The following is a 21663-nucleotide window of genomic DNA, read 5'->3' as shown; positions in this document are numbered from 1 at the left end:
CTCTTCCTCCCTGCCCCCCTTGCGGGGGAAGGGTTGGGGAAGGGGGGAAAGCGGCGACAGCCGCCCAACCCTTGACCACCACACATCCCTCCCCTAATATCCAATCAGCCCATTTTATTTCCCACTTTGACGAGGCACTCCATGACTTCCAAACCCCTGCTCGCATTATGCATCGCCACCGCCTGCACCCCCGCCTTCGCAGGCGACGCCGTATCCTCCCTCAACGGCAAGCTGGAAGCCATGGGCGGCAAGGTCAACAGCAACGACGCATCCGCCATCATGGGCAGCCTCACCGCCCCACTCGGCAGCCGCTACGGCGTACAGCTCGACGCGCTCAGCGCCGACATCAATTCCACCAACGCCAGCGGCTATGGCCTGCACGCCTTCTGGCGCGACTCCGACCGGGGGATGGCGGGCTTAACCGGCTCACAGGTCAAAACCGGCGGCAACCAGATGAACCGGGTCGGGGTGGAAGGCGAAGTCTACCTGCCCAACCTCACCGTGGCGGGCGAGATCGGCCAGCAGCGCGGCGACGTGCCGAAGGCGGAATACGGCAGCCTCGACCTCACCTGGTACGCCAACGACAACCTCGCCCTGAATGTCGGCGCAAGCAAGGCCGACAGCTTCAACAAACAGCACCTCGGCGTGGAATACCAGACCCCGCTCAAGGGGCTGGCGCTGTTTGCGGATGCCGCCAGCGGCGACAATGGCTACGATCATGTCATGGGCGGGCTGACGTACTACTTCGGCGGCAACAAATCGCTCAAGCAGCGCCACCGGCAGGATGACCCGCAGAATCCGTTGTTTGATGCAGTGATGGGGTTGGAAGCGAATGTTCCTGCGCCTGTTACAACGGATAATGGCGGTAGTAATGGCATACGCTAAAATCCACTATTGACATCTGTTGTATTTTCACTACACTTTTACCCCATTATCAACCTCATTCCACGGAGACACACAACATGCCAAACATAAATTGGAGAAAACAAACCAACTAGTGTCTCCCGCACAACGCCGGGAGACTGCAAACCCAGTCATCCGGTGCAAAAACCAATCAGCAGCGCCCATGCGCCGCCTGAAAACCCCGGATGGCTCAAACCTTCGGGTTTTTTTTATGCCTATCAGTTTTATGCTCAACAAGGGCAAGGTTCCGGTGAAAATTTTTACCGCCGACGTCGACAGCGCCTCCCTCACGCAACTGGGGAACCTGTCGCAACTGCCCTTTATTCACAGCCACATTGCCGCGATGCCCGACGTGCACGCAGGCATAGGCGCAACCGTGGGGTCGGTGATCCCCACCCGTGGAGCCATCATCCCGGCTGCGGTCGGGGTGGATATTGGCTGCGGCATGAACGCCGTGCGCCTGTCGCTCACAGCCCGCGATTTGCCGGACAACCTGTACGCCATCCGCAGCGCGATCGAGCAGCGCGTGCCGGTGGGTTTCGACGAACACCAGAAGCCATCCACGCAGGGCGCGACCCTGAAAAACATGGAAAAGCATCTGGACGCGATCACCGACAAGCACCCCGGCCTGATCAAGATGGTGAAAAACTTCCACCGTACCTGGGGCAAGCAGCTCGGTACGCTGGGCAGCGGCAACCACTTCATCGAGCTGTGCATCGACGAAAGCGACGACGTGTGGGTAATGCTGCACTCCGGCAGTCGCGGCATCGGCAATGCCATCGGGCGCTATTTCATCGAAAAGGCCAAAAAGGATGTCGGGCGCGAACTCGGCCAGCTACCGGACAAGGATCTGGCCTGGTTCACCGAAGGCACGCAGCATTTCGATGACTACGTGCAAGCGGTCGGCTGGGCGCAGGATTACGCCATGACCAACCGCCGCGAAATGATGCGGCTGGTGCTGGCTGCGCTGCAAACCTGCAAGCACCTGCCGACCTTCACCACCACGCGCGAAGCGATCAACTGCCACCACAACTACGTGCAGCAGGAAACGCATTTCGGCGCGGAGGTGTACGTCACCCGCAAGGGCGCGATCAGTGCGCAGCAAGGTCAGCTCGGCATCATTCCCGGCAGCATGGGCGCGAAATCCTACATCGTGCGCGGGCTGGGGAATGCGCAATCGTTCTGCTCCTGCTCGCACGGCGCAGGCCGCCGCATGAGCCGCAGCGAGGCCAAACGGCGCTTCAACACCCGCGACCTGGAAGCCCAGACCGCAGGCATCGAATGCCGCAAGGACAAGGGTGTGGTGGATGAAATTCCCGGCGCGTACAAGGACATCGACGTGGTGATGCAGAACCAGACCGACCTTGTGGAGGTCGTACATACGTTGAGGCAGGTTGTTTGTGTGAAAGGGTAAACCCTTTCTACCCCCCATCCCCGGCCCTTCCCCCACAAGGGGGGCAGGGAGTAAGGAGATCGGAGGGAAGCACTTCTTGTCCCTTCCCCCCTTGCGGGGGAAGGTTAGGAAGGGGGGTAAAGTACGGAGGGAAGCAGGGAAACCCAAGGAGCCAACCATGGAAAAAACACAAGTTGAACTGATCCGTGCCTGTCTGGAGGGCAAGCGCAAGGTGTTCCGTTACGCCCCCGACAGCTACGCCATCCAGTTGCTCAAGGACTACATCGGCGATGGCATGGGGATCGGTGCGTTACGTCGCTCCCCTTTCGCCAAACTGCTGAACAAGCCGATGGTGATGCAGGCACTGGCGCTGGCAGGCAACGGTCAACTGGAACACTGGCATCTGGAAAGCGTGTTGGCGAAATACCGCGAGCACACCCCGCTCAATTTCATCCTCACACTGGATGAATGGGGCACGGATGACAAAGCGGAACGTCACTGGAAACAGACGGTGCGTACTGGCTACGAGTTGGTGCTGCAACTGAACTTTGCCAGCGACCACCAGAAACATTTCAAGGAATTGATCAGGACGGAACACAACGCGCCGTTTTCCTACCACGGTCATCCGGTGCGGCTGGACGGTGAGCTGGAAACGCTGGCGTGGGCGCGGATCGACCTCGATTTCACCTCCAATCAGGCGTTGATCGAAGAGCTTCAGTCCGACTGGGTGAAAAACGTGGCGGATCGCGAACAGGATTGGCAGTACGGTGCGGACAACATGCGCAAGTACCGCGAGCTGTTTCGCCCCTACGCGCAAGTATGGGATGAGGCTATCCTGACGGCAGCCTTGTGCCTGATCCGCCGCGATCTGGGTATCCGCGAGGTGTTCTATCACAGTTTCGATACCGGCAACCGGCTGAAGGGGATTGAGCGTTACTACCACTATGGCAAGCCGCCACGCTACCTGTACACCGAGCTGCCGAAACGCTTTTGCTTCGCCAAAACCAGCGAAGCACCGGACTTCCTCAAGCAAGTCCGCTACGTGCATTACCTGCAACAGCACGGTAAGGCACAATGGTTCAAACTGCCAACACAGGAGACACCTCATGGCAAATAAAAAGCAGCGGCCTGGCCGCAAACGCAATCCGGTCGCCCATCACCTGTTCATTCACCGGGGTGGGGTGCACGAGAAAAGCAACTCGGCCAAACGGCAGGAAGACAAGCGCCAGTTACGCAAGCTGGTCAACAAGACAGGAGCCTCCGGCTCCTGCCTTGAGCAGCGAGCCGCAGCCTGATCAGGCCAATGTTTTCACTGTCACGATGCTGGTATACGCTGAAACAACACCACCCGACCCATAAGCACGTATCCGGTAGCGATAGGTGGTATTCCTCGTCAAACTACCATTGGTAAAACTGACAACATTTGCCCCCGCCGTCTTGACCACCTGAAAATTCTCACACGTTGCGCCCTGGCAACGTTCAATCCTGAAACCTGACTCATTGTTGCTGTTGTCTGCCCAGTTCAAGCGTACCTGGGTGCGGGACAAAGCTGTTGCCACAAGGTTGCTGGGTGCTGCCAGTGATGTTGTTACGGTAAAGGTAAACGGTGCAGACGTGGACACCACATTACCATTCAAATAAAAATGCGCTACGTATTGCTGGTTTGCCACTGGCGCTGAAACTGTCACCCCGATCTTGCCAGATACCGCCCCGTTGGTATCACCCCCGTATAACCAGTTGGTTTGTCCTACCAGTGCTACCCCTACAAAGTTATGTGCAGGCATGTTGCTCCAGGTCAGGTGTACCCTGTTACCTTCCACCGCTGTAATAATTTGGCCTGAACCGCCACCACCGCCGCCACTGCCGGAAACTACCACGCTGGCAATCCCGGAGTACCCTGAAGCTGCACTGGTATTGTAAGCCTGCACCCGGTAGCGGTAAGTACCGGCACTGAGACCGCTATCCGCAAAGGACGTTGCATTGGTTGTGGCTGTACCAATCTGGGAAAAATTATCGCAAGTCTCACCCAGACAACGCTCAACCCGGAAGCCGGTTTCATTATTGCTGGCATCAACCCAGCCCAGATTGACCGTACCACTGGCGGAGCTGGTAGCCAGCAGATTGGTGGGTGTTGCCACCGTGGCAACACCCGTAAACACAAAAGGTGGAGAAGTTGCCACCACACTACCGCTAAGATAAAAATGTGCCACGTATTGTTGGTCGGCAACCGGTGCTGCAACCGTCACCCCGATCTTGCCCGACGCTGCCCCATTGGTATCCCCGCCGTATAACCAGTCGGTTTGCCCTGCGAACCCTACCCCCACAAAGTTGTGGGCGGGCATGTTGCTCCAGTTGAGATGCACCCGGTTGCCTTCTACCGATGGCGTAATTTGTGCGTTATTGCCGCCACCTCCACCGCCGCCTTGGTTGCCAACCTGATAGGCTTCAGCAAAGGTGTAAAATTTCAGCCCCAGTTGCTGCGCTTTAGCAATAACCGCATTCAGCTTGGCGGCGTACATGCCGTAATTATGGCCTTCCCCTCCATCCGGCAAGATGCGGTGGGCATACAGGGTAATGATTTCATTGTTATTCTTTGCCCGAGTCAATGCTGCTTCAATTTCAGGCAATTCGTTGTTATACAGGGTATCCATGCCATCACCTGACAGGAAACCATAGTTCTTGTCACTGTTGTGGTAGATGTCATCCATTTGCGCCAGTTGCTTGCTGCTATCCGCAAACGTGCTGCGCAAGTAAGGCAGGTAAGGTCTGATGGCGGCATCATAATTGGCATCGCGTTCACCGGATGGGTAGGAAAAACTCACCGGCGAAAAGCCGGATACATTCATGTTGGCAATGGCAGGAATCACCTGTTCCGTCACATACAGATTGGCCTTGTTCGGGTCAAAGTTGTAGCGCGTATCCCCGACTCCGGCATGATCATAACTATGGCAACCGATTTCATGCCCGGCTGTTTGCAAATCCCGCAGTTTCTGGATTTGTGCCGCCGACAAGGTATGCCAGTGACTGACGAAGAATGTGGCGCGGACATCAGTACGCCCTGCAAAAAACGTGTGCCACTGGTCGACAAAAGCATCATCGAAACTCAGCACCACACCCGGTTGATTGGTAGCCGCCTGCACATTGCCGGACCATAGAAATAGTAGCCCCAGAATGCACAGCCATCGGTAAACAAATTTTTTCATGAACAAGATTCCTTCCATTGTCGTTATAAAAGCGTCACCTAAAGCCAGGAGTAAATCCGCATAACGCAACAATCGAGGATAGCTGCCGTCTTGTCGTAAAAGCGTAGCGATAACCAGCAAAGCCACCGATACTTGCACAAAGTAAATTACTCCATACTCTGATACTAATGACTACCCAAGCAAACGTTGTTACTTTCCTCATGATCGGCCTGTTAATACTGACTGGTGGCATGGAACCTGCCTGTAGCGCCGAACACACTGTCACACCGATGACTGCCCCTGCTTTCGCTGCGTCCCGGCTCGACCCGGATACAGGTTTCAAGGTGTGGCGTTTGGGAGGCGATGCCGGGGAAATGGGACAGCAACTGCCCCACCCGGATGGCAATGAATCCATCACCTTGTTACATGCCCAGCATTTTTACAGCCGCACCCCACCTTCCAACCGCAGCGAAACCCATGCGCTAAGTGCCGGTGGGCAAGGCAAGCCTTATGCGGCCTTGTGGCGACTGGCAGACAAACGGCTGGTGGCATGGGTTCCCAGCGCCACGCCGGAAGCCCACATCCAGCAGCGCCAGTTGTTATGGGACAAACAAGCCGACAATGTTTATTGGTTTGCTCAGGGCAACAGCCTGATCCGTGCCAGCATCGACTTCAACACCTACCAGACCCACACGGAAGTCTGGGATACCTTTCCTGATTTCAGCTATGTGACCTTTGGCTTTGGCGAAGGCAATTTTGCCGATGACGGGCAACGGCTGGTACTGACAGGTGCAGCACGCGACAACAGCGGCATTTACCTCCAGCCCTATGAAACAATAGGCAAACGTGCCCTGCCACGCCGCAAGGTCGCCGAGCAGGAAGAGGATTTCGACTGGGCAAGTACAGACCCCAGTGGCAAGTACATTGTGCTGGCGCAATACCAACCAGCGGAACAAACCCTTGTCTTGCCCTTTGAGCAAGACGCCACTGCCAACCCACGCCTGTTGCTGGATGATGTGAAACACAGCGATTTTGTACTCGATCCGACAGGCGCAAGCTGGCTGGTTTATGGCAACTGGCGTGGCTTGTCCGCCATCCGGCTGGCAGATGCCGAGTCACGCCACATTTTCCCCCGCAACGCTACCCCGGATCGGGAACCACGGGCCGAAGACAATGCCTCCGGGCATGTTGCCCGCATCCCTGCCATGCCGGGTTGGGTACTGCTGTCACGCTCACGGGATGGCAGCCTCTTGCAGGTTGACATCAGCGGACAGGAAAAGCCGCGCTACATCGGCAATTCCCGGCATGGGCGCGGCCCCAAACAGGCTAGCAGCAAACAGGCAGCGCAACGCTGGGGCGTGACCCATGAGGGCGAAGTCACCATGTACAAACGGGAGGCACGCGCTGCCAGTTCCGCGTCCGGGCGCTATGCCTTTTTCGTGTCGGATTACCACGTATATGCCACACCACAGGGCGGTTATGACCCCGAGCCGGAACCTTCTCGCGCCTACCTCAACATGATTGAAACAACACCAAGGAACTAATCATGCGCATCCTTATTCTGGGGCTGTTTGCCCTGCATTTCATTTTTCTGGCCTATCTGAACAACGTCTATCTGGCAGGTTTGCCAATGCGTTCGTTCCTGATTTTGCTGCTGGGTGGGCTGATTTTCCTGCAAGACCATACCATTCTGGCACGCCTGCATCCGGTCAATCTGGTGTACGCGCTACTGGCGATTGTCGGGCTGGTGGTTTCGATCCTGCATGATGTTACGCTGGTGAACATTTTCAACGGTGAACTGAAACTGCTGCAATCCTACCTGCTGGTGCTGGCAGCCTATTTCATTCTGGAACAATACGGCATCCGTACCCTCATACTGGTAATCGTCGGTATTGCCTTGCCTTCCGCCATCATCGGCATCCTGCAAGCCCTTGATGTGGCGGCTGCCTGGCAATGGCACACCAACCTGCAAGCTATCCAGAACAAGGAACTGAGTGACGAAAGCCGTATCCAGATTGCGGAAGTGCTGCTGCGTGCGCCGGGGCTGGCACTGTATGCCATCCCGCAAACCTACATGCTGCTGAGCGCCATGATTCTCACCCTGTATGCCGTATTGCGCCGCCCGCAAGACCAGCCCACCCAGTTGCTAGGCGCAGGCATCCTGCTGATACTGGCTGCTGGCATTTTCGCATCGGAAACCCGTTCCGCGATGGGCGCTGCGCTGGTCATGCCCGCCATCATTTACCTGCGGCAATACCCGACCAAAGTCATCCCCGCCGGTATCCTGTTGCTGCTGGCTGGCATGATTGTCATGCTGTTTTCTGGTGATAATGGGGCAGATGTGGATTCGCGTCTGGTCAGTCTGGATGATGCCTCTGCCGTTGGTCGTTCCACCCTGTACAAATACGGTACAGAGCTGTTTCTGCAACAACCGTTTGGTTACGGCTTCAATTTCGATACGGTGGAATATGCTACAGAATATTTTGTCAACGACCGCAACCTGTTCGCTTACGAGCCGTATGAAAAGGCACAATACATTGTACCGGTACACAACTCCATCCTGAATCTGGTGCATACCTACGGCTTTATCGGCTTGATTCTGCTGGGCTACTACGTGTTCCGACTGGTGAATGGCAACTGGTATCGGGCAACCTTCATGCTGGGTTCGTTCATGAACTCCCTGTTCCACAATGCCGGAATCCTCAGTAACGACCTGTTTATGGATATTGTACTGGCTGTCATGGTGTACGAAGTCAACCAGCAAAACGCAACAACCCCCGTCGTTCAGGGGGCTGCGCAAACGGCATGAAACCGAAAAGAGGTAACGGAACGGCAGCTCCCGCCAATCAGGCTGGGCTGCTGATCATGGCACGCCCATCGGAGTAACTGGAGCTGTACTTGTCAGCCTTGGGAGCCATGCTCTGTACAATACCCAGAAGCTTGCCCTGACTTTTTTCCAGACATTCGATGGCCGCCCGCACATCCTGTCTGGAAGAACGGGAGCTGGCAACCATCAGCAAGGTGCCATCCGCGCGGTTAGACAAGACCAGTGAATCCGCCATCCCCAGTACGGGTGGTGCATCAATGATGATATGGTCAAAGGTACGGCGAGAACGAACCAGTAACTCCTGCATCCTCTGCCCAGATAACAGCTCCACCGGATCAGGCACGGCAGGCCCTGCGCAGATGACAAACATCCACCGATAGTTTCTGATCTTGTTCAACAAGTTGCCATCTTCCGAAGTAGCAAGGTAATGGGTCAACCCATATTGGTTATCCAGTTTGAGACGCTTGTGCACTGTCGGTTTGCGTAAATCGGCATCAATCAGCAACACCCGTTTACCCGAGTTTGCCAGCATCGCCGCCAAACTGACCGCCGTCGTACTCTTGCCTTCACCCGACAGGGGGCTGGTCACATGCAGCACTTGTGGCAATTTGCCACTGTTGCCCAAGGTCAGTGAAACCTTCATGTAGCGCAAGGCATCCAGCCAGCCAGAAACTGAACGCAACCCCAGTGCCTTGGTCATGTCGTTACCATCTGCCAGGGTTTTACTGTAGGGCAAAGCTGCCAGCACCGGATACTTGCCACTGATGCCCTGCAAATCTTCCAGCGAACGCACGGTGGGTATCATGATTTCTCGTGCCAGCACCGCCAAACCACCGAGGAACAGGCCAGACAACGCCCCTAGCAACAAATACTTCAGGTAGCTGGGACCATCCTTGCGGTGGGGAACAACCGCCTTATCCACCACGGTAACGTTGTCAATCTCGGCGGTTTCCACCACGTTGATTTCTTTCATGCGTTGCAACAAGCCGTCATACAGGCTGCGGGAAGTGTCCACATCACGCTTGAGGTTGGTATAGCCAACACTATTGTCACGAAACGTCAGCAGTTCCTTTTCCAGCGCCTTGATTTCGCCCGCCAGCTTGCGCTCTTCGGCAATCGCTGCTTCGTAGGAAGCCCGCATGTTCTCGGTGGTATTGGAACGGATACGTCGACCTTCCCGCTCAATCAGCGACTGGCGGCTGCTGATTTGCTCTTGCAGCGCCAGCATGGAAGGGTAATTGGGCTTGAACAACTCCAGATTAGCGAGGTAGGTACTTTGCAGTTTGCCCAGCTCTTTCTTGTGTTCCTGGATGATGGGGTCTTCATCCACGTTCAGTTCCCCCGCCAATGAACCCTTGCTGTTGAACTGTGCCTGGGTGCGGATACGGGCTTCCTTGGCTGCGTAATAGCCTTTGCTAAGCTCGGCCAGGTTTTTGGCAATAACCGGCTCATCCTGGTTGGTATCAAGGATATTTTTCTCACGGGCGTATTCGATCAGCTTGCCCTCACTGGCCTGAAGTTTGGCACGGGCATCATCCAGTTGCACATTCAGGAACTGCTTGGCCTTTTCGGCAGCTTCACGCCGCCCTTGGTACTGCTCGTCCACAAAGGCATCCGTGACGCTTTTCACCACATCCCGTGCCAGTACCGGGTCATTGGCAGTGAAATGGATGTCGATGATCCGCGAGTTCTTGACCGGGCGAATGGTGAGTTTTTCCAGAAAAATTTCCTCGGCAGTCACCGGAGGTGTGGAACCAGATGCCTCGTCACGCGGCAACAGGTTACGCAGGAAAGCCACTGCATCCTTGAACGGGTCAACCAACCAGTAAACCGGTGGTTTGAACTTCCTGTCTGCCAGCAAATCAGCGCGGATACCCAAGCCATCAATAACCTTTTCCGCCAGATCACGGCTGCGCAGCATCTTGTACTGCGTGTTATAGAAAACCGTTTCATCAATGTAAGACGGCGGGCGAGATGCATCCACATCATATTCCAGCGGTTTCGGTGCAGTCGTATCAATCTTGATGCTGCTTTTGGCGGTATAGGTAGGGTTGGTCAGCAAGGCCAACCCCACCATCAGCATGGACAACAAACCCATCAGCAGCAGGATGGAACCCACATGATGTCGCAAAGCCAGCCAGTATTGCTGGAAAGGAATTTGCCGGGCAGGCGGCGACGCATAGTACCCGCCTGCGGGGGGAGCCGCCGTAACCGGCACAAGTGGTCTGTCGGAAAGCACCGGAACGTTACTTGCCGGATAACTGGCAGCAGCGTCATTCTGGTTATGCATGGTCACGATTACACCTTCTTGTTCATCAGGTAATACGCCTTCCTGCGGGAAGGTCGCCAGTGGTACGGTGTCAGGTTGACTGACGGGTTTGCGGATAGCCTTGCGGTAAAAATCAATAAACTTTTCTGTCACCAGTGACCAGGTATAGTGCCCCATCACATGCTGGCAAAGGACACTGCCTATCTGCCGGGTCTTGTCAGGGGCGGCAATCACTTCCTGCAAACACAGGCTCAGCGCATCCGGGTTGCCGACCGGATACAGGATACCCTTGCCAGCCAGCGCTTCGGCATTGGCATCAATATCACTGGCAATGCAACAACAGCCAAGGCTCATGGCTTCCAGCAAGGTGATCGGCAAGCCTTCCATTTGTGAAGGCAGCACGTAAACGAACGCATTGCTGTACCACTCCACCAGTTCCTCGCCATACACAGCGCCGGTAAATACAATGCGCTCATCATCACCAGCCAGAGTACGCAACTCATCAGCATAAGGGTCTGCATTGCGTTCACTGCCGACAATGACCAGCGCGAGTTCTGCCCCGCGCAACTTCTGGTAAGCACGAATAAGGTCATGCACCCGTTTTTCACGCGATAAACGCCCGACATACAGGATATAGCTGCGAGCCTGTACCCCATAACGGGCAATCCCACCAAACGGAAGTGGCAAACGCGGAGTAATCCCGGTAGGAATATACGTAACCGCACGCTGATATTTCTGCTGGTAATAAGTTTGCAGTGCACGTGAAACTGCCGTCGAGTCATTCACGAACCAGAAGGTCAGTTTTTCTGACAAGTGAAAAAACCAGCGAGCCAGCACATTCCACGAATTGCGTTCCCACTCATGCCCGTGACTCTGAAAAACGGTATAACGGCCTGCCAGACGCGGAATAAAGGCGCAGATACTCGGGCCAACTGCGTGGTAATGGACTATATCCAATGACTTGATAGAAAACTGGTGAAGACTGGCGGACAAAACCAGCAGCATTTTCTCAAAATATTTATGCCCGATCGTCGGCAGCGGAATAACCTGCATTCCCTGATGATAAAACGGGCGTGGGTAATCACGGCTTTTCGCCATGTATACAATGACTTCATGCCCTTCCGCCACCAGCCGCTTGCCAAGTTCCAGCGTATAGGTCTCGATTCCACCGATCCGGTCAAACCCCTTGATGGCAATAAATGCTATTTTCACGTTACTGTTACTCACCTGATCCTACCCTTTCTGACAATAGGCAACTTGTAGAGGTGAGATAAACGCTACTTGGATAAATGGACGGAATGGAAAGATAATCCGCGAAGACCAGGATTTTTGATCCAGAAAAACAAACCCAATGCCTGCACTGCCAATACCAATGCCATGCTGGCAAATACGGGCAGGCCAGTTTCCCCCAGCGCCAGTGACACGCCCCCTGCACACAACAGTAACAGCAACACGGGGACAATCTTGCGGAAGACGATCGTCAACATGTTCCACAGGCTGCTTCCCACCAGCACAGCTACCAGCCGCAAGCGCAACAGCAGGAATAGCAGGGTTGCCAGCACCCCTGCATACACCACACCTTTAAAGCCGTAAACATGTGCCAGCGGCACGACCAGCAACAATTTCAGCAGGATTTCACCGCTTGCCAGCCAGGCATTGGCACGTTGCTGGTGCAAGGCATTGAAATAAGGGGTAGTGGCTGCCTGACAGGCATAACCAACCATTACCAGACTAAAGATGACCAACGCAGGTGTCAGGTAAGCGTATTGTTCACCCACCCACAAGGTCAGAAACCAGTCACCCAGCAGGCTGAGGTTGAAAGCTGCCAGCAGTGCCAGTGCCATACCGATTTGCAGTGAAGTCAGCATGGTATCCAGAGCCGCAGCCGGACGACCCTGCCCTGCATGGCGGATGATGATGGTATCCCAGTAGCCCTGAAACCGGGTCAGGATTTGCGCCACCATATCCACCACCACAATCATGATGGCATAAGGTGCTACCGCCCCCACCCCCAGCAACAACCCCACCAGCAGGTTATCGGTCCGGTACTTGAAAAACTCGGCAACCTGGGTCACAGCCATGTACTTGCTGAAACTGAACAGCTCTTGCAGGTGTTGCAGGTCGATACTGATCCGCTGGAAATGGCTGGTCTGGTCACGCCAGTACACACTGAGAAACATCATCAGGAAAAACAGCAAGTTAACCAGAGAACCATACAACACGATTGCCATCAGCCCCCCGCCCAACCACAGAATCAGTGGAATACCCAGCAGCCGCAGGACAATGCGGATGATTTCAAACCAACCCATTTGCAGATAGCGGACTTCCGCACGCAAAATGCTTTGGTACAAACGCAAGGGAATCGACAGCCCCACCTCGACCAGCAACAAAGTGATGACATCCGTCAAGGGCTGATGGTCATTGCCAAGCCAGCCGGTGTTGGCTGCCACCTGCGCCAGTACAGCGACCAACAGCAGCAAACCAGCCAGCACCCATGACAGTAACATGGAACTGCTCAAGGTACGCCGCCAGCCTGCCTCATCACCACTTTGGCTGGACAGGTAACGGGTACAAGCCGCCGCGATACCGAAATCCAGCAGCAGCAAATACCCGGTCAGCGTGGTTGCCAGCGCCCAGATGCCAAAGTTGTATTCCCCCAGCGTCTTGAGTACCAGCGGCAACAACAGCAGTGAACCGACGGCATTCAGGGCAATCGCCACCAGCCTGAGCAGGGTAGCACTGGCATAACCTTTGGTTTCCATGCTCAGTTGGCGGATGACACAGGTTTTTTTCTGGCACAAATCATGATGGAAAGGTATTCCATCTGGTTTTTGCCATCCCTGAATGCCTGATCCAGCCCGGCATAGTTATTCTCATCATCCGGCAGTTTTTTCAGCGGGGTAATGACCACATCTGTCCAGCCGTGGCGTTCCAGCGCAACCTTATACTGATAAGGGCGCATCCGGTTAGGCGCACCACTGACCCGCAGCAGATCGTAAACACGTTCGGAATAGCGGTAAATGCTGTTGGGATCGTTGTCGCGCACCCAGCGGGAATGCGCTTTCAAATCAACTTCGATCACCAGGGTGGCATCCGGCTTGCAGACCACGCCAAGCTGCTGGATCGTCGCATCAATATCGTCAAAATGTTCAAACGCTGCCTGACTGAACACCAAATCCATGCTGGCAACGCCAAACGCCGCCACAATGTCAAAATCGTTGCGTACCACATAATTCAGGTGTGAAATGAAACCCTGCTGCATAGCTTTCAATTGCAGACGCAACCAGTCATTACTGAGCAGGCCATCCATTGTTTCCAGCCGGGCAAACAGTGTTTCATAAAAGCTGTCCGGCGTTGACTTCATCAAGGCATTCACATCACAAGCGTTGTATTGCGCACAGCCTTTCGCCAGCAAATACAGACCTATCCCCAGATCGGAACCTGGCCCCAATTCCAGCACATTCTTGCCAAACAGGCTGTTGTCATTCCCGGTATATTGCTGAAGGTGAGTTAACCACAAATCCACTACTTGCAGATCATAATCAATACAGCGTTCTGCCTCGGCAACTTTGAACGGCTTGGGGGATGAATAACCCTGCAAGCTGTTTTTCACCTTGGATAACGTCAAAAAACCTGCGCCCACGGTATACAGAAAAGCATTTTTCACCAACATTCCGGCTTTCCTCCCTTTCCCCGCTTGCCGGGTGGCCTGATTCGCTACCAGTTCCACCACCTTCTGTTCCCAGTCGAACCTGTAACCTGACGTACAACGCCCGGTCTTTTCCTTGATGACACGCGCATACCCCGGCAGACTCAGGAAACGCTCCAGTTTTACCACCAGTTCCCCCGGCTGCTGCGGTGAAAACAACAATTCCGGGTCAGGCAGAATTTCCCGGATTTCGGGAATATTGCTGGCGAGGCAAGGCATCCCGTAGCCCATCGCTTCCAGCAAGGCATTGGGCGAACCTTCGTGCAGGGTTGGCAGTACAAACAGGTGGCAGGTTTGCAGAATATCAGCCACATCATCCTGCCAGCCAAGGAAATGAACATTGTCCGCAATACCGGCCTGCTGCGCAAACTGTTGCAGCTCTGCCAGATAATCCGCCCCGCTGGTATCACCACCAATCAGCAGGTACTCCCAGTTGCGGGTGCGCAAACGGCTGAGCACCTGTAACATGAACAACAGGTTTTTGCGTGGGTTCAGCACGGAAACGGTAGCAATCCGCACGGTTTGCTGCCGGATATTGGGCACAACAATATCCAGAGGCTGCGTGACAATATCATTCGGCAAACTGACTGTTTTGCCCTCACCACCGGATCGCTGGTTGATCAGGAATTGCATCGACCTGCTGGTGGTGATGACCTGCCCGGAATAACGCACCCCCAGCCATTCCAGCACCCGATGTACCGCCCCTCGCAACCAGGCAAAACGCTTTTGCTGTGCATCAAACGCATCGTCCCCGCGTACAAAAGTCAGGGTACGCACCCCTAATCCCCAGCCCGCCAAAAATGAAATGCTGGCGTAAAAAAATGAAAACATGAAATGCCTGCTGGCACGTTCCGTTTTGGTCAGCTTGCGCATTGCCCACAGCGCACGCCAATAAAACTCCGGCCAGTAGAAAACTGAACCAGGCCGAGAACGCATCGGCACAATAGCGGGCTGGATATTGTCACCCTCGACCGGCAGTTTTTCTGCGGCAACATAAATGACCCGATAACCGGCGGCATCCAATGCCTGAAAAGCCCGGTAGAGGCGCTTGGTAAAACCACCCGGCTTGTGTTTGTAATAAGCGGATAAAACAGTGACAGGACTCATGCAAAGACTTCCAGCGATAACACAGCCCTAAAACTAGCATGTGAATATACGCCGGGTGAGCATGGCTGGAACAAAGGTAGCAGAACCGGGAAGACCGGTTTTGTCAGGGGGTTTTCTCAAACAGATCAGAGTAATAGTCAAAACAGTGCGCGAAATCGAACTCCTGTTCCTGATTGATGCACGCTTGCCCAACCAGTTTTTTCAGCGCAGCAGTATCACTTCTGCCGGTTGCCAACAAACGTTTGACACTGCTTTCCAGCGCTACCGAGGCAATATAACCACCCACTCTGAAGTTGAAAATGTCGCTGTGATCCTTGATGAAGTTTTCATCTGTATACAGGAAATGCAATGGCTCGGAAGACCCGGTTGGAATATGCTTGCCACGCAGTGCCGCATTCTTGAAACAGGCACTATCACCATCCTTGCAGGAAATGTAGCACTCTTCGCGCTCTTCCCCTTTCGCCGCACAAACATCCTGGTTTTGCCCGTTACGCTTGACGCTGATGCCGGTACGGAATGGCAGGTAATTGCCAATGGTGGTGGTATTCAACTCACGCTCAAACAAAGTGACGGGTTTTCCTTTGTAGGTGCGCTGTAGTGGCAACTCACTGCTGCCTACACTTACTCCCAGGTATTGCCCAACCCGGAAAGCGATATTGGTGGCGGTATCCGCCTGGGAACTGACCACATGCAACAGCTTCTGCTGGTTGCGGGCATAGCAGCCCTGCTCCGCCACCACTTCCTTGAGTTGCAGCAACTCATTGGCCTCAATCGCCGGGTTTAGCAGGATCACACCATGCCCGAACGGGCGGGTTTGCACACAGGTGGCACACGTTCCCCTGTTGGAATCACTGCAATGCTGCCTGCCCACCTCTTGCGCCGTGATAACCCGTTCCAGCAACACATCGTTCAACGCAGAAATCAGCACTGCCCCGCCAAAACTGTGCCCAATCGCCAGCAACAGGTTATGGTTAGGATCAGTTTTGTTACCCTTGGCAACCTGCTGTTCCAGGCGTACCAGAAACTCGGTCACACCGCCCTTGCCTACGCTGTTCGCCGTATTCTTGCGCACCCAGTAGGTCAGGTGTTCCGCGAGGGGCACATCCAGCGACTGCCCGCGCCAGCCGATATAAATCCCGATCAGGCGGCGTTTTTGGGTAATCCCGACTTTGCTGGCTTGCTGCAACAGATGACGGAAACTTCGCAGGTTTTCGTCTTCGGCCGAAGCATTGTGTTTCCAGCCGTGGACAAATACCGCCACCACCGCACCCTGCGGTGAATCTGCGTGTTGTTTCACATGCTCAAGAACAGCGTTCAGGTGCTCGCGGTTGAATACATTGCCATGGTCGGTGAATTCAACAAAACCGAGGTCATATTCGGCGTGTTGTTCCAGCACACGATCTGTACAACCCTGCGCAGGGCAAGCGGAAGTATTGTCCGTCTGGCTGCGGTAAGCGGCATTGGGGGTACAACCCGCGCCAAGCAGCAAGCCCGCCAACAAGGCGATACGCAACAACAAATGCAAGAGATTGCCCATAACTGGATTCTGCCGGTTTTAATTAGCAACCAGTATAGGCAATCAGCCACGTTTCCCCTAGTGCCAAGCGATAAAACGCCCGCTAGTTGCCTGTTATTGCAAACGCAAACGCTGACCGGACTGGATACCATAAGGCGCGGTCAAACGATTCAAACGGATGATGTCTTTTACTGGAACACCTGTCTGGCGCATGACTTCATAAACGGTATCACCCGCCTGCACCTGATAACTGCCTGTCCGCTGGGCAACCTTGCCCATATCAGCCCAAGGCAGCGCCTGGGCAGAGGCTCGCCACGTCCTTACCGCTGGTTTAGCCACCGGCAGGGGTTTCTGAGTTGCACGAGCTACCGGCTGGGTGAAAACGGCTTTCATCGGCTGTGACCCGCGCCCCTGGGAAAACTTGTGATAAGCCTGCATGACCTTGCTGACATAACCATGATTGGGAATAGCCCCGTTCTTGCGCACGTTGCCTTCCCCGGCATTGTAGGCAGCAACCGCCCGCTGGGTATTGCCGCCATAATAATCCAGCAGGTAACTCAGGTAACGGGTTCCACCATGCACGTTCTGCCAAGCATTGTAGCCGTTGCGGATGTCGAAACGGCGAGCCGTACCGGGCATCAACTGCATCAACCCTTTTTCACCGGAGGAACCGCGTGCCCCGGACTTGAAACAGCTTTCCACCGTAATGACTGCCTTGACCAGATCCTTGCTGACACCGTGGGAAGAAGACGCACTGGTAATGGCATCGCGATACTGACTGGCTTTTTGTTCCAGCGTATCCGGGCTTAGGGTCTGGCAACCGCCACCCCGCCCTGCTCTCCGCCCTGCACGCAGCAAACGTTTGTTTTTGCCAGCCTTGGTGTAATTGACCGACTTGACGGCGGCTTCAGCAGGGTTGCTGTAGGGAATGGTCGCAGACAAACCAAACACAAGCGCTACACTGAGCGCAAAATACATGAGCTTTTCCATAAGCGTTATTCTTGATCCATTAATCAAACAAAATAAATTCTCGCAAGCAGCGTTTATTTAGTAATCAAATCGTTATTGTTCCAATAGATATTTCAGACCAATTTGATATTTTCATTTGATCAATCAGATTATTTGCCCAAAACAAGCCTGTTAATCATCATCGTCAGCAGCAGCATCCCGCGGGTAAGGCTGCTCACGTTCCCGTGCCGGATTGGGTTGTGGACGACTGTCAGGCTTGTTGTCACTGCGCATGTTCTCACGCAAATCACGGGTCATGTCATTGATGGAACCACCCTTGAGGCCGACTTCACCCAGCAGGGTTTCGATCAGGGGAACCTGGGCACGGTAACGCAAGGCGCTATCCACCACCTGATCAGCCAGACTGTTACCGCCGCTGTTACCGCCTGCTGAACCGTCACCACCACTATTGCGCCCACCGCCCATAGCATTATTGAGACCATCAATGTGCATGATCTTGATGCCCTCGATGTTTTCGATCGGGCGCACACTTTCGCGGATGATATTCGGCAACTGGCGCACGATTTCCATTTTCACCTGCATGGCGATCTGGTCGTTGGACAACAGGTTGGAGGCTTCATTAAGCGCCCGTTTGCCTGCGGCTTCCACCTCGTAGCGAATTTGTGCGGCACTGGCTGCCATGCGCTCCACGTCGGCATTGGCTTCGGCAATGATACGCTGGCGTTGTGCTTCTTTTTCGGCACTGATCACTTCGACAACACGGGCGCGTTCGGCTTCGGCACGTTCACGGGCAGTACGGATTTCTTCGGAAATTTTCTCGAATTCGGCCTTGACCTTGTTGGTTTCAATCCACGCCTGTGACACTTCACGTTCCAACTGGGCCTGACGGATGTTGGATTCCTGCTGCGCCTGTTCAATCATCAGGTCTTTCTGGATGTTGATTTCTTCAATACGACGCTGGGTTTCGGCTTCGTTTTCTTCACGCTGGCGGCGGCGTTCGTTCTGGGTCATTTTTTCCTTGAGATCCAACTCTTCTTTTTTGATAGTGGCTTCAAGGTTTTTCTGCTTGATCGCAACGGCAGTTTCCTGCGCGGTATTGTTGCGGCGCTTTTCGTTTTCGGAAACGATTTGCTCGAGGATGGTCAAACCCCGCGAGTCGAACGAGTTGTTGGCATCGAAATAGCTTTTGTCGGTCTGGTCAAGGCGGGTCAGGGAAACCGACACCAGTTCCAGCCCATTCTTGCGGAATTCGGCATTGACCGCTTCTTCCACATTATGCTCGAAATCGGCGCGTTTCTGGTGCAACTCATCCAGTTCCATCCCTGCTGCCACCGAACGCAAGGCAGCAACACAAGGCGCTTCAAACACTATTTTCACCTGGTTTTCATCCAAGGTGCGGCGTCCCAGAGCACGAGCAGCCGTACTGATGGCGTTTTCGTCGGGGGCTACCCGCAGAAAAAACTCGGCAGTCACATCCACCCGCAACGGGTCTTTTGTCACCAGTGCCTGATCCATTTCGCGGGTAATTTCAATCCGCATGGTCTGCATATTGATGGGCAAGACATCATGCAACACCGGCAACACAAACGCCCCGCCGCCCATGATAATTTTCTCCCCACCAAAGCCGGTACGCACATAGGAGGTGTCTTTTTGCGCCCGCTTGTAAAAGGCTGAAAATAGCGCAAAACCCAGCAACATCAGCACCAGAATGCCGACAGAAAGGGATATATACAGGTTCAAATCCATGTGCTCACCCAGCTACAGGTTGGTATGCAGATGATTATACGCAAAATAGTCTGCTACCGCCCAAATCCCGCACGTAAAGCTACAAGGCGCTGGCAGTAAACGTAATCGTACCGCTGTAGGAACCGGCTGTCGAAGCCCCACTGCCACTGTAGGAAAATGTCCAGTTGGCGCTGCGCTCGGTGATCAGATTGGCAAATGCCGTTCCCGCCACGTTCACTGCCATACCCGTGCCACTGTTGGGTATCACCGGCGCTGGCAGGTTATTGTCACTGGAAACAATATGCACATCAGCAAACGGAATGGTATCTGTCCCGTTACTGAGCGGCCCACTGACCGTGGCACGGATGCTGACTTGCCCAGCATTACTGCGCACTTCCACCGGCAAAACCCTGGTTGACGTTGAAGTAAAAACCGGCACGCTGCCATTCCAGGACGTCGGTTGCGCATTACCATTGGCAGGTGAAACGGGTATGGACGCCAGCGTATCAAACGCCACCGTATCCACGCTGGCATTGGCAAGCGGAAACACACCCGCCCCCACCCGGAAATAGATGAACTTGCCAATATTGATGTTGAAATCAAGGTTGGCACTGGCGGCAACTGCCTGCGCGGGATTGGATACGGGTGCGATAGTGACATGACTATCTGCATCCGCGCCATAGCTGGCAAAAAACAGGCACACAGGCAACCCCAGCCCTGTCAACAGGCTGGTGACAGGTTTCATCGGAACTCCGCATTCACCTTGAAGCTGCCCTTTTCCCAGTCAACCGTGCCATTGCCCTTGACCGGGAATGTAACAGCCAGAGCTTGCTGACCACCCCCGACCGGACGCGCCACCAGTGGCAAGGTACGGGTTTGCCCCGGCAGGATGGGCGTACTTTCCGGTACCAGTTCAAATGCCTGCCCCTTGGCATCCACCGCATCCAGACTGCCATCCAGCCGCCCGTGGGCATCACCTGCATTACTGACCACCACCACCGGGGTACGCTTGCCACCAACACTCTGCATGGCTACCTGCTTCATACTCAATTGGGGTTCCGCCCCATTGACCGCCAGATACACTGCCACTGCAATCCGCCCGCTGACAGGCAAACTCAAACTCGCCCCCCCTGATTCCATGATGGTACGGTGTGCCGGTCCAACACCTTCTATTGCCAGCATGAAACGGCATTCGGTGCGGGGTGCATCCGCCGGAATCTCAACCTGAAAACGGAAAGATTTCTTGCCTTTTGCCCCTACACTGATGGTATTGCGTTCCAGTGTCACCCAAGGGCGGCAACTGTCGGGGCGCAATTCGTCGTAGTAGGTCACATTGCCGCTTTCCGAATAGCTCCAGTCCAGCGTGCGCAAGGCTACCTCGGTTGCTTCTGACCCAACATTCTGGATTTCAATGGACTGCCCAATCCGCTTGCCACTGTCACCGGCAATTTCAAAGCGGGAAGGGCTGACAGCAATTTCAAACGGTGCAGCCATAACAGGCGCAGATACCAGCAACGCCAGCAGCGCCAAACTTGCCAGCAACCCCTTGTTTTTATGATTCATGGTAATACCTCAATTTCAAACCAGGCTTCAAAGCCGAAGTTTTCCCCTTGTGACAAACGCAATGCCGCCAAATCAACATACAGTGTCAAATCCAGCCCTTCATTCAGCCATACATCATTCACTCGCCCAGACCAGACCAGCACCCGCTCCCCGGCATTGGCAACACCATCTGCAAACACACCGTTACCACGCCATTCCAGTCTCATGCCCGCAGGCGACAACAGACCGGGCACACTGGCTGGCAACACGTAATAGATACGGGCTTCCTTACCAACAAACGCGGCTGTCGCCAGGCGGTAATCAACCCTGCCAAACTGGAGGATGGCTTGTGTCGCATCCTCGCTTTCTGCCAGCAATCCTCCCGTATTTGCCAACACCAACGGTGCTGCCACCCGGTTGCGCGGGGATGCGGAATCATCCAGACGCTCGGCAGCCATACCAGTATTGGGTGCTGACACCACCAGCATCAGCCAGCAGAGCGTCAGCATTTGCCATACCCA

The 21663-nt window shown here is 54.6% G+C and carries 16 protein-coding genes; 6 read left to right on the top strand and 10 right to left on the bottom strand.

Features of this window, described 5'->3' with window-relative positions:
• The first annotated feature begins 126 nt into the window (after window positions 1-126).
• The 4 genes from B2U47_RS03280 to B2U47_RS03265 all read left to right on the top strand — a co-directional run bounded on the left by B2U47_RS03280 (window position 127) and on the right by B2U47_RS03265 (window position 3591).
• Complete coding sequence (locus B2U47_RS03280; protein WP_296683815.1) at window positions 127-885, top strand: hypothetical protein; 759 nt, start codon at window positions 127-129, stop codon at window positions 883-885.
• A gap of 229 nt (window positions 886-1114) precedes the next feature.
• Window positions 1115-2317: an RtcB family protein gene (locus B2U47_RS03275; RefSeq protein ID WP_296678564.1), complete on the top strand. Its 1203-nt coding sequence runs from the start codon at window positions 1115-1117 to the stop codon at window positions 2315-2317.
• 157 nt (window positions 2318-2474) lie between these two features.
• Window positions 2475-3413: a hypothetical protein gene (locus B2U47_RS03270; protein ID WP_296678557.1), complete on the top strand. Its 939-nt coding sequence runs from the start codon at window positions 2475-2477 to the stop codon at window positions 3411-3413.
• The gene (locus B2U47_RS03265; RefSeq protein ID WP_296678554.1) at window positions 3403-3591 is read left to right on the top strand and encodes a hypothetical protein; all 189 of its coding nucleotides are present in this window, start codon (window positions 3403-3405) and stop codon (window positions 3589-3591) included. Before B2U47_RS03270 ends, B2U47_RS03265 begins: the two co-directional genes overlap by 11 nt.
• On the opposite strand, the gene B2U47_RS03260 is transcribed toward B2U47_RS03265, so the two are convergent.
• Window positions 3592-5499 (bottom strand): fibronectin type III domain-containing protein, encoded by a 1908-nt coding sequence (locus tag B2U47_RS03260; RefSeq protein WP_296678552.1) that lies wholly within the window; start codon window positions 5497-5499, stop codon window positions 3592-3594.
• 167 nt (window positions 5500-5666) lie between these two features.
• On the opposite strand from B2U47_RS03260, the gene B2U47_RS03255 reads away from it, so the two are divergent.
• Both B2U47_RS03255 and B2U47_RS03250 read left to right on the top strand, forming a co-directional pair.
• Entirely contained in the window at window positions 5667-7022 is a 1356-nt protein-coding gene (locus tag B2U47_RS03255) for a hypothetical protein (RefSeq protein WP_296678550.1), read from the top strand.
• A 2-nt stretch (window positions 7023-7024) separates the two neighbouring features.
• A complete protein-coding gene (locus B2U47_RS03250; protein ID WP_296678547.1) occupies window positions 7025-8287 on the top strand; it encodes an O-antigen ligase family protein in 1263 nt (420 codons plus the stop codon).
• Window positions 8288-8324: 37 nt separating this feature from the next.
• Here B2U47_RS03250 and B2U47_RS03245 read toward each other — a convergent pair whose 3' ends face one another.
• The 9 genes from B2U47_RS03245 to B2U47_RS03205 form a co-directional block, all read right to left on the bottom strand.
• On the bottom strand, window positions 8325-11786 hold the full coding sequence (locus tag B2U47_RS03245; protein WP_296678545.1) for a polysaccharide biosynthesis tyrosine autokinase: 3462 nt from the start codon (window positions 11784-11786) through the stop codon (window positions 8325-8327).
• 65 nt (window positions 11787-11851) lie between these two features.
• A complete protein-coding gene (locus B2U47_RS03240) occupies window positions 11852-13336 on the bottom strand; it encodes a lipopolysaccharide biosynthesis protein (protein ID WP_296678543.1) in 1485 nt (494 codons plus the stop codon).
• 2 nt (window positions 13337-13338) lie between these two features.
• Window positions 13339-15390 carry a glycosyltransferase gene (locus B2U47_RS03235; RefSeq protein WP_296678541.1) on the bottom strand — a complete coding sequence of 684 codons (2052 nt, stop codon included), beginning with the start codon at window positions 15388-15390 and terminating at the stop codon, window positions 13339-13341.
• A gap of 103 nt (window positions 15391-15493) precedes the next feature.
• Complete coding sequence (locus tag B2U47_RS03230; RefSeq protein WP_296678539.1) at window positions 15494-16927, bottom strand: hypothetical protein; 1434 nt, start codon at window positions 16925-16927, stop codon at window positions 15494-15496.
• Window positions 16928-17020: 93 nt separating this feature from the next.
• Window positions 17021-17896, bottom strand: a complete 876-nt coding sequence (locus tag B2U47_RS03225) for a transglycosylase SLT domain-containing protein (protein WP_296678537.1) — start codon at window positions 17894-17896, stop codon at window positions 17021-17023.
• A 150-nt stretch (window positions 17897-18046) separates the two neighbouring features.
• Window positions 18047-19621 carry a flotillin family protein gene (locus B2U47_RS03220; RefSeq protein ID WP_296678535.1) on the bottom strand — a complete coding sequence of 525 codons (1575 nt, stop codon included), beginning with the start codon at window positions 19619-19621 and terminating at the stop codon, window positions 18047-18049.
• Between the two features lie 79 nt (window positions 19622-19700).
• Window positions 19701-20345: a hypothetical protein gene (locus B2U47_RS03215; protein WP_296678534.1), complete on the bottom strand. Its 645-nt coding sequence runs from the start codon at window positions 20343-20345 to the stop codon at window positions 19701-19703.
• Window positions 20342-21163: a hypothetical protein gene (locus tag B2U47_RS03210; protein WP_296678532.1), complete on the bottom strand. Its 822-nt coding sequence runs from the start codon at window positions 21161-21163 to the stop codon at window positions 20342-20344. Before B2U47_RS03210 ends, B2U47_RS03215 begins: the two co-directional genes overlap by 4 nt.
• Window positions 21160-21651 (bottom strand): hypothetical protein, encoded by a 492-nt coding sequence (locus tag B2U47_RS03205; protein WP_296683812.1) that lies wholly within the window; start codon window positions 21649-21651, stop codon window positions 21160-21162. Before B2U47_RS03205 ends, B2U47_RS03210 begins: the two co-directional genes overlap by 4 nt.
• Window positions 21652-21663: the final 12 nt, after the last annotated feature.

This window comes from Thiothrix sp. UBA5583 (assembly GCA_002425225.1).
Lineage (GTDB): Bacteria > Pseudomonadota > Gammaproteobacteria > Thiotrichales > Thiotrichaceae > Thiothrix > Thiothrix moscowensis.
The sequence above is the reverse complement of the archived record's forward strand: the minus strand, read 5'-3'. Positions and strand labels throughout refer to the sequence as shown.

Excerpts from the sequence above, each read along its gene's own strand:
- B2U47_RS03260 (WP_296678552.1), bottom strand. The coding sequence starts at position 5,499 with ATGAAAAAATTTGTTTACCGATGGCTGTGCATTCTGGGGCTACTATTT.
- B2U47_RS03270 (WP_296678557.1), top strand. The coding sequence starts at position 2,475 with ATGGAAAAAACACAAGTTGAACTGATCCGTGCCTGTCTGGAGGGCAAG.
- B2U47_RS03215 (WP_296678534.1), bottom strand. The coding sequence starts at position 20,345 with ATGAAACCTGTCACCAGCCTGTTGACAGGGCTGGGGTTGCCTGTGTGC.
- B2U47_RS03230 (WP_296678539.1), bottom strand. The coding sequence starts at position 16,927 with ATGGGCAATCTCTTGCATTTGTTGTTGCGTATCGCCTTGTTGGCGGGC.
- B2U47_RS03250 (WP_296678547.1), top strand. The coding sequence starts at position 7,025 with ATGCGCATCCTTATTCTGGGGCTGTTTGCCCTGCATTTCATTTTTCTG.
- B2U47_RS03240 (WP_296678543.1), bottom strand. The coding sequence starts at position 13,336 with ATGGAAACCAAAGGTTATGCCAGTGCTACCCTGCTCAGGCTGGTGGCG.
- B2U47_RS03220 (WP_296678535.1), bottom strand. The coding sequence starts at position 19,621 with ATGGATTTGAACCTGTATATATCCCTTTCTGTCGGCATTCTGGTGCTG.
- B2U47_RS03235 (WP_296678541.1), bottom strand. The coding sequence starts at position 15,390 with ATGAGTCCTGTCACTGTTTTATCCGCTTATTACAAACACAAGCCGGGT.
- B2U47_RS03210 (WP_296678532.1), bottom strand. The coding sequence starts at position 21,163 with ATGAATCATAAAAACAAGGGGTTGCTGGCAAGTTTGGCGCTGCTGGCG.
- B2U47_RS03225 (WP_296678537.1), bottom strand. The coding sequence starts at position 17,896 with ATGGAAAAGCTCATGTATTTTGCGCTCAGTGTAGCGCTTGTGTTTGGT.
- B2U47_RS03205 (WP_296683812.1), bottom strand. The coding sequence starts at position 21,651 with ATGCTGACGCTCTGCTGGCTGATGCTGGTGGTGTCAGCACCCAATACT.
- B2U47_RS03265 (WP_296678554.1), top strand. The coding sequence starts at position 3,403 with ATGGCAAATAAAAAGCAGCGGCCTGGCCGCAAACGCAATCCGGTCGCC.
- B2U47_RS03275 (WP_296678564.1), top strand. The coding sequence starts at position 1,115 with ATGCCTATCAGTTTTATGCTCAACAAGGGCAAGGTTCCGGTGAAAATT.
- B2U47_RS03255 (WP_296678550.1), top strand. The coding sequence starts at position 5,667 with ATGACTACCCAAGCAAACGTTGTTACTTTCCTCATGATCGGCCTGTTA.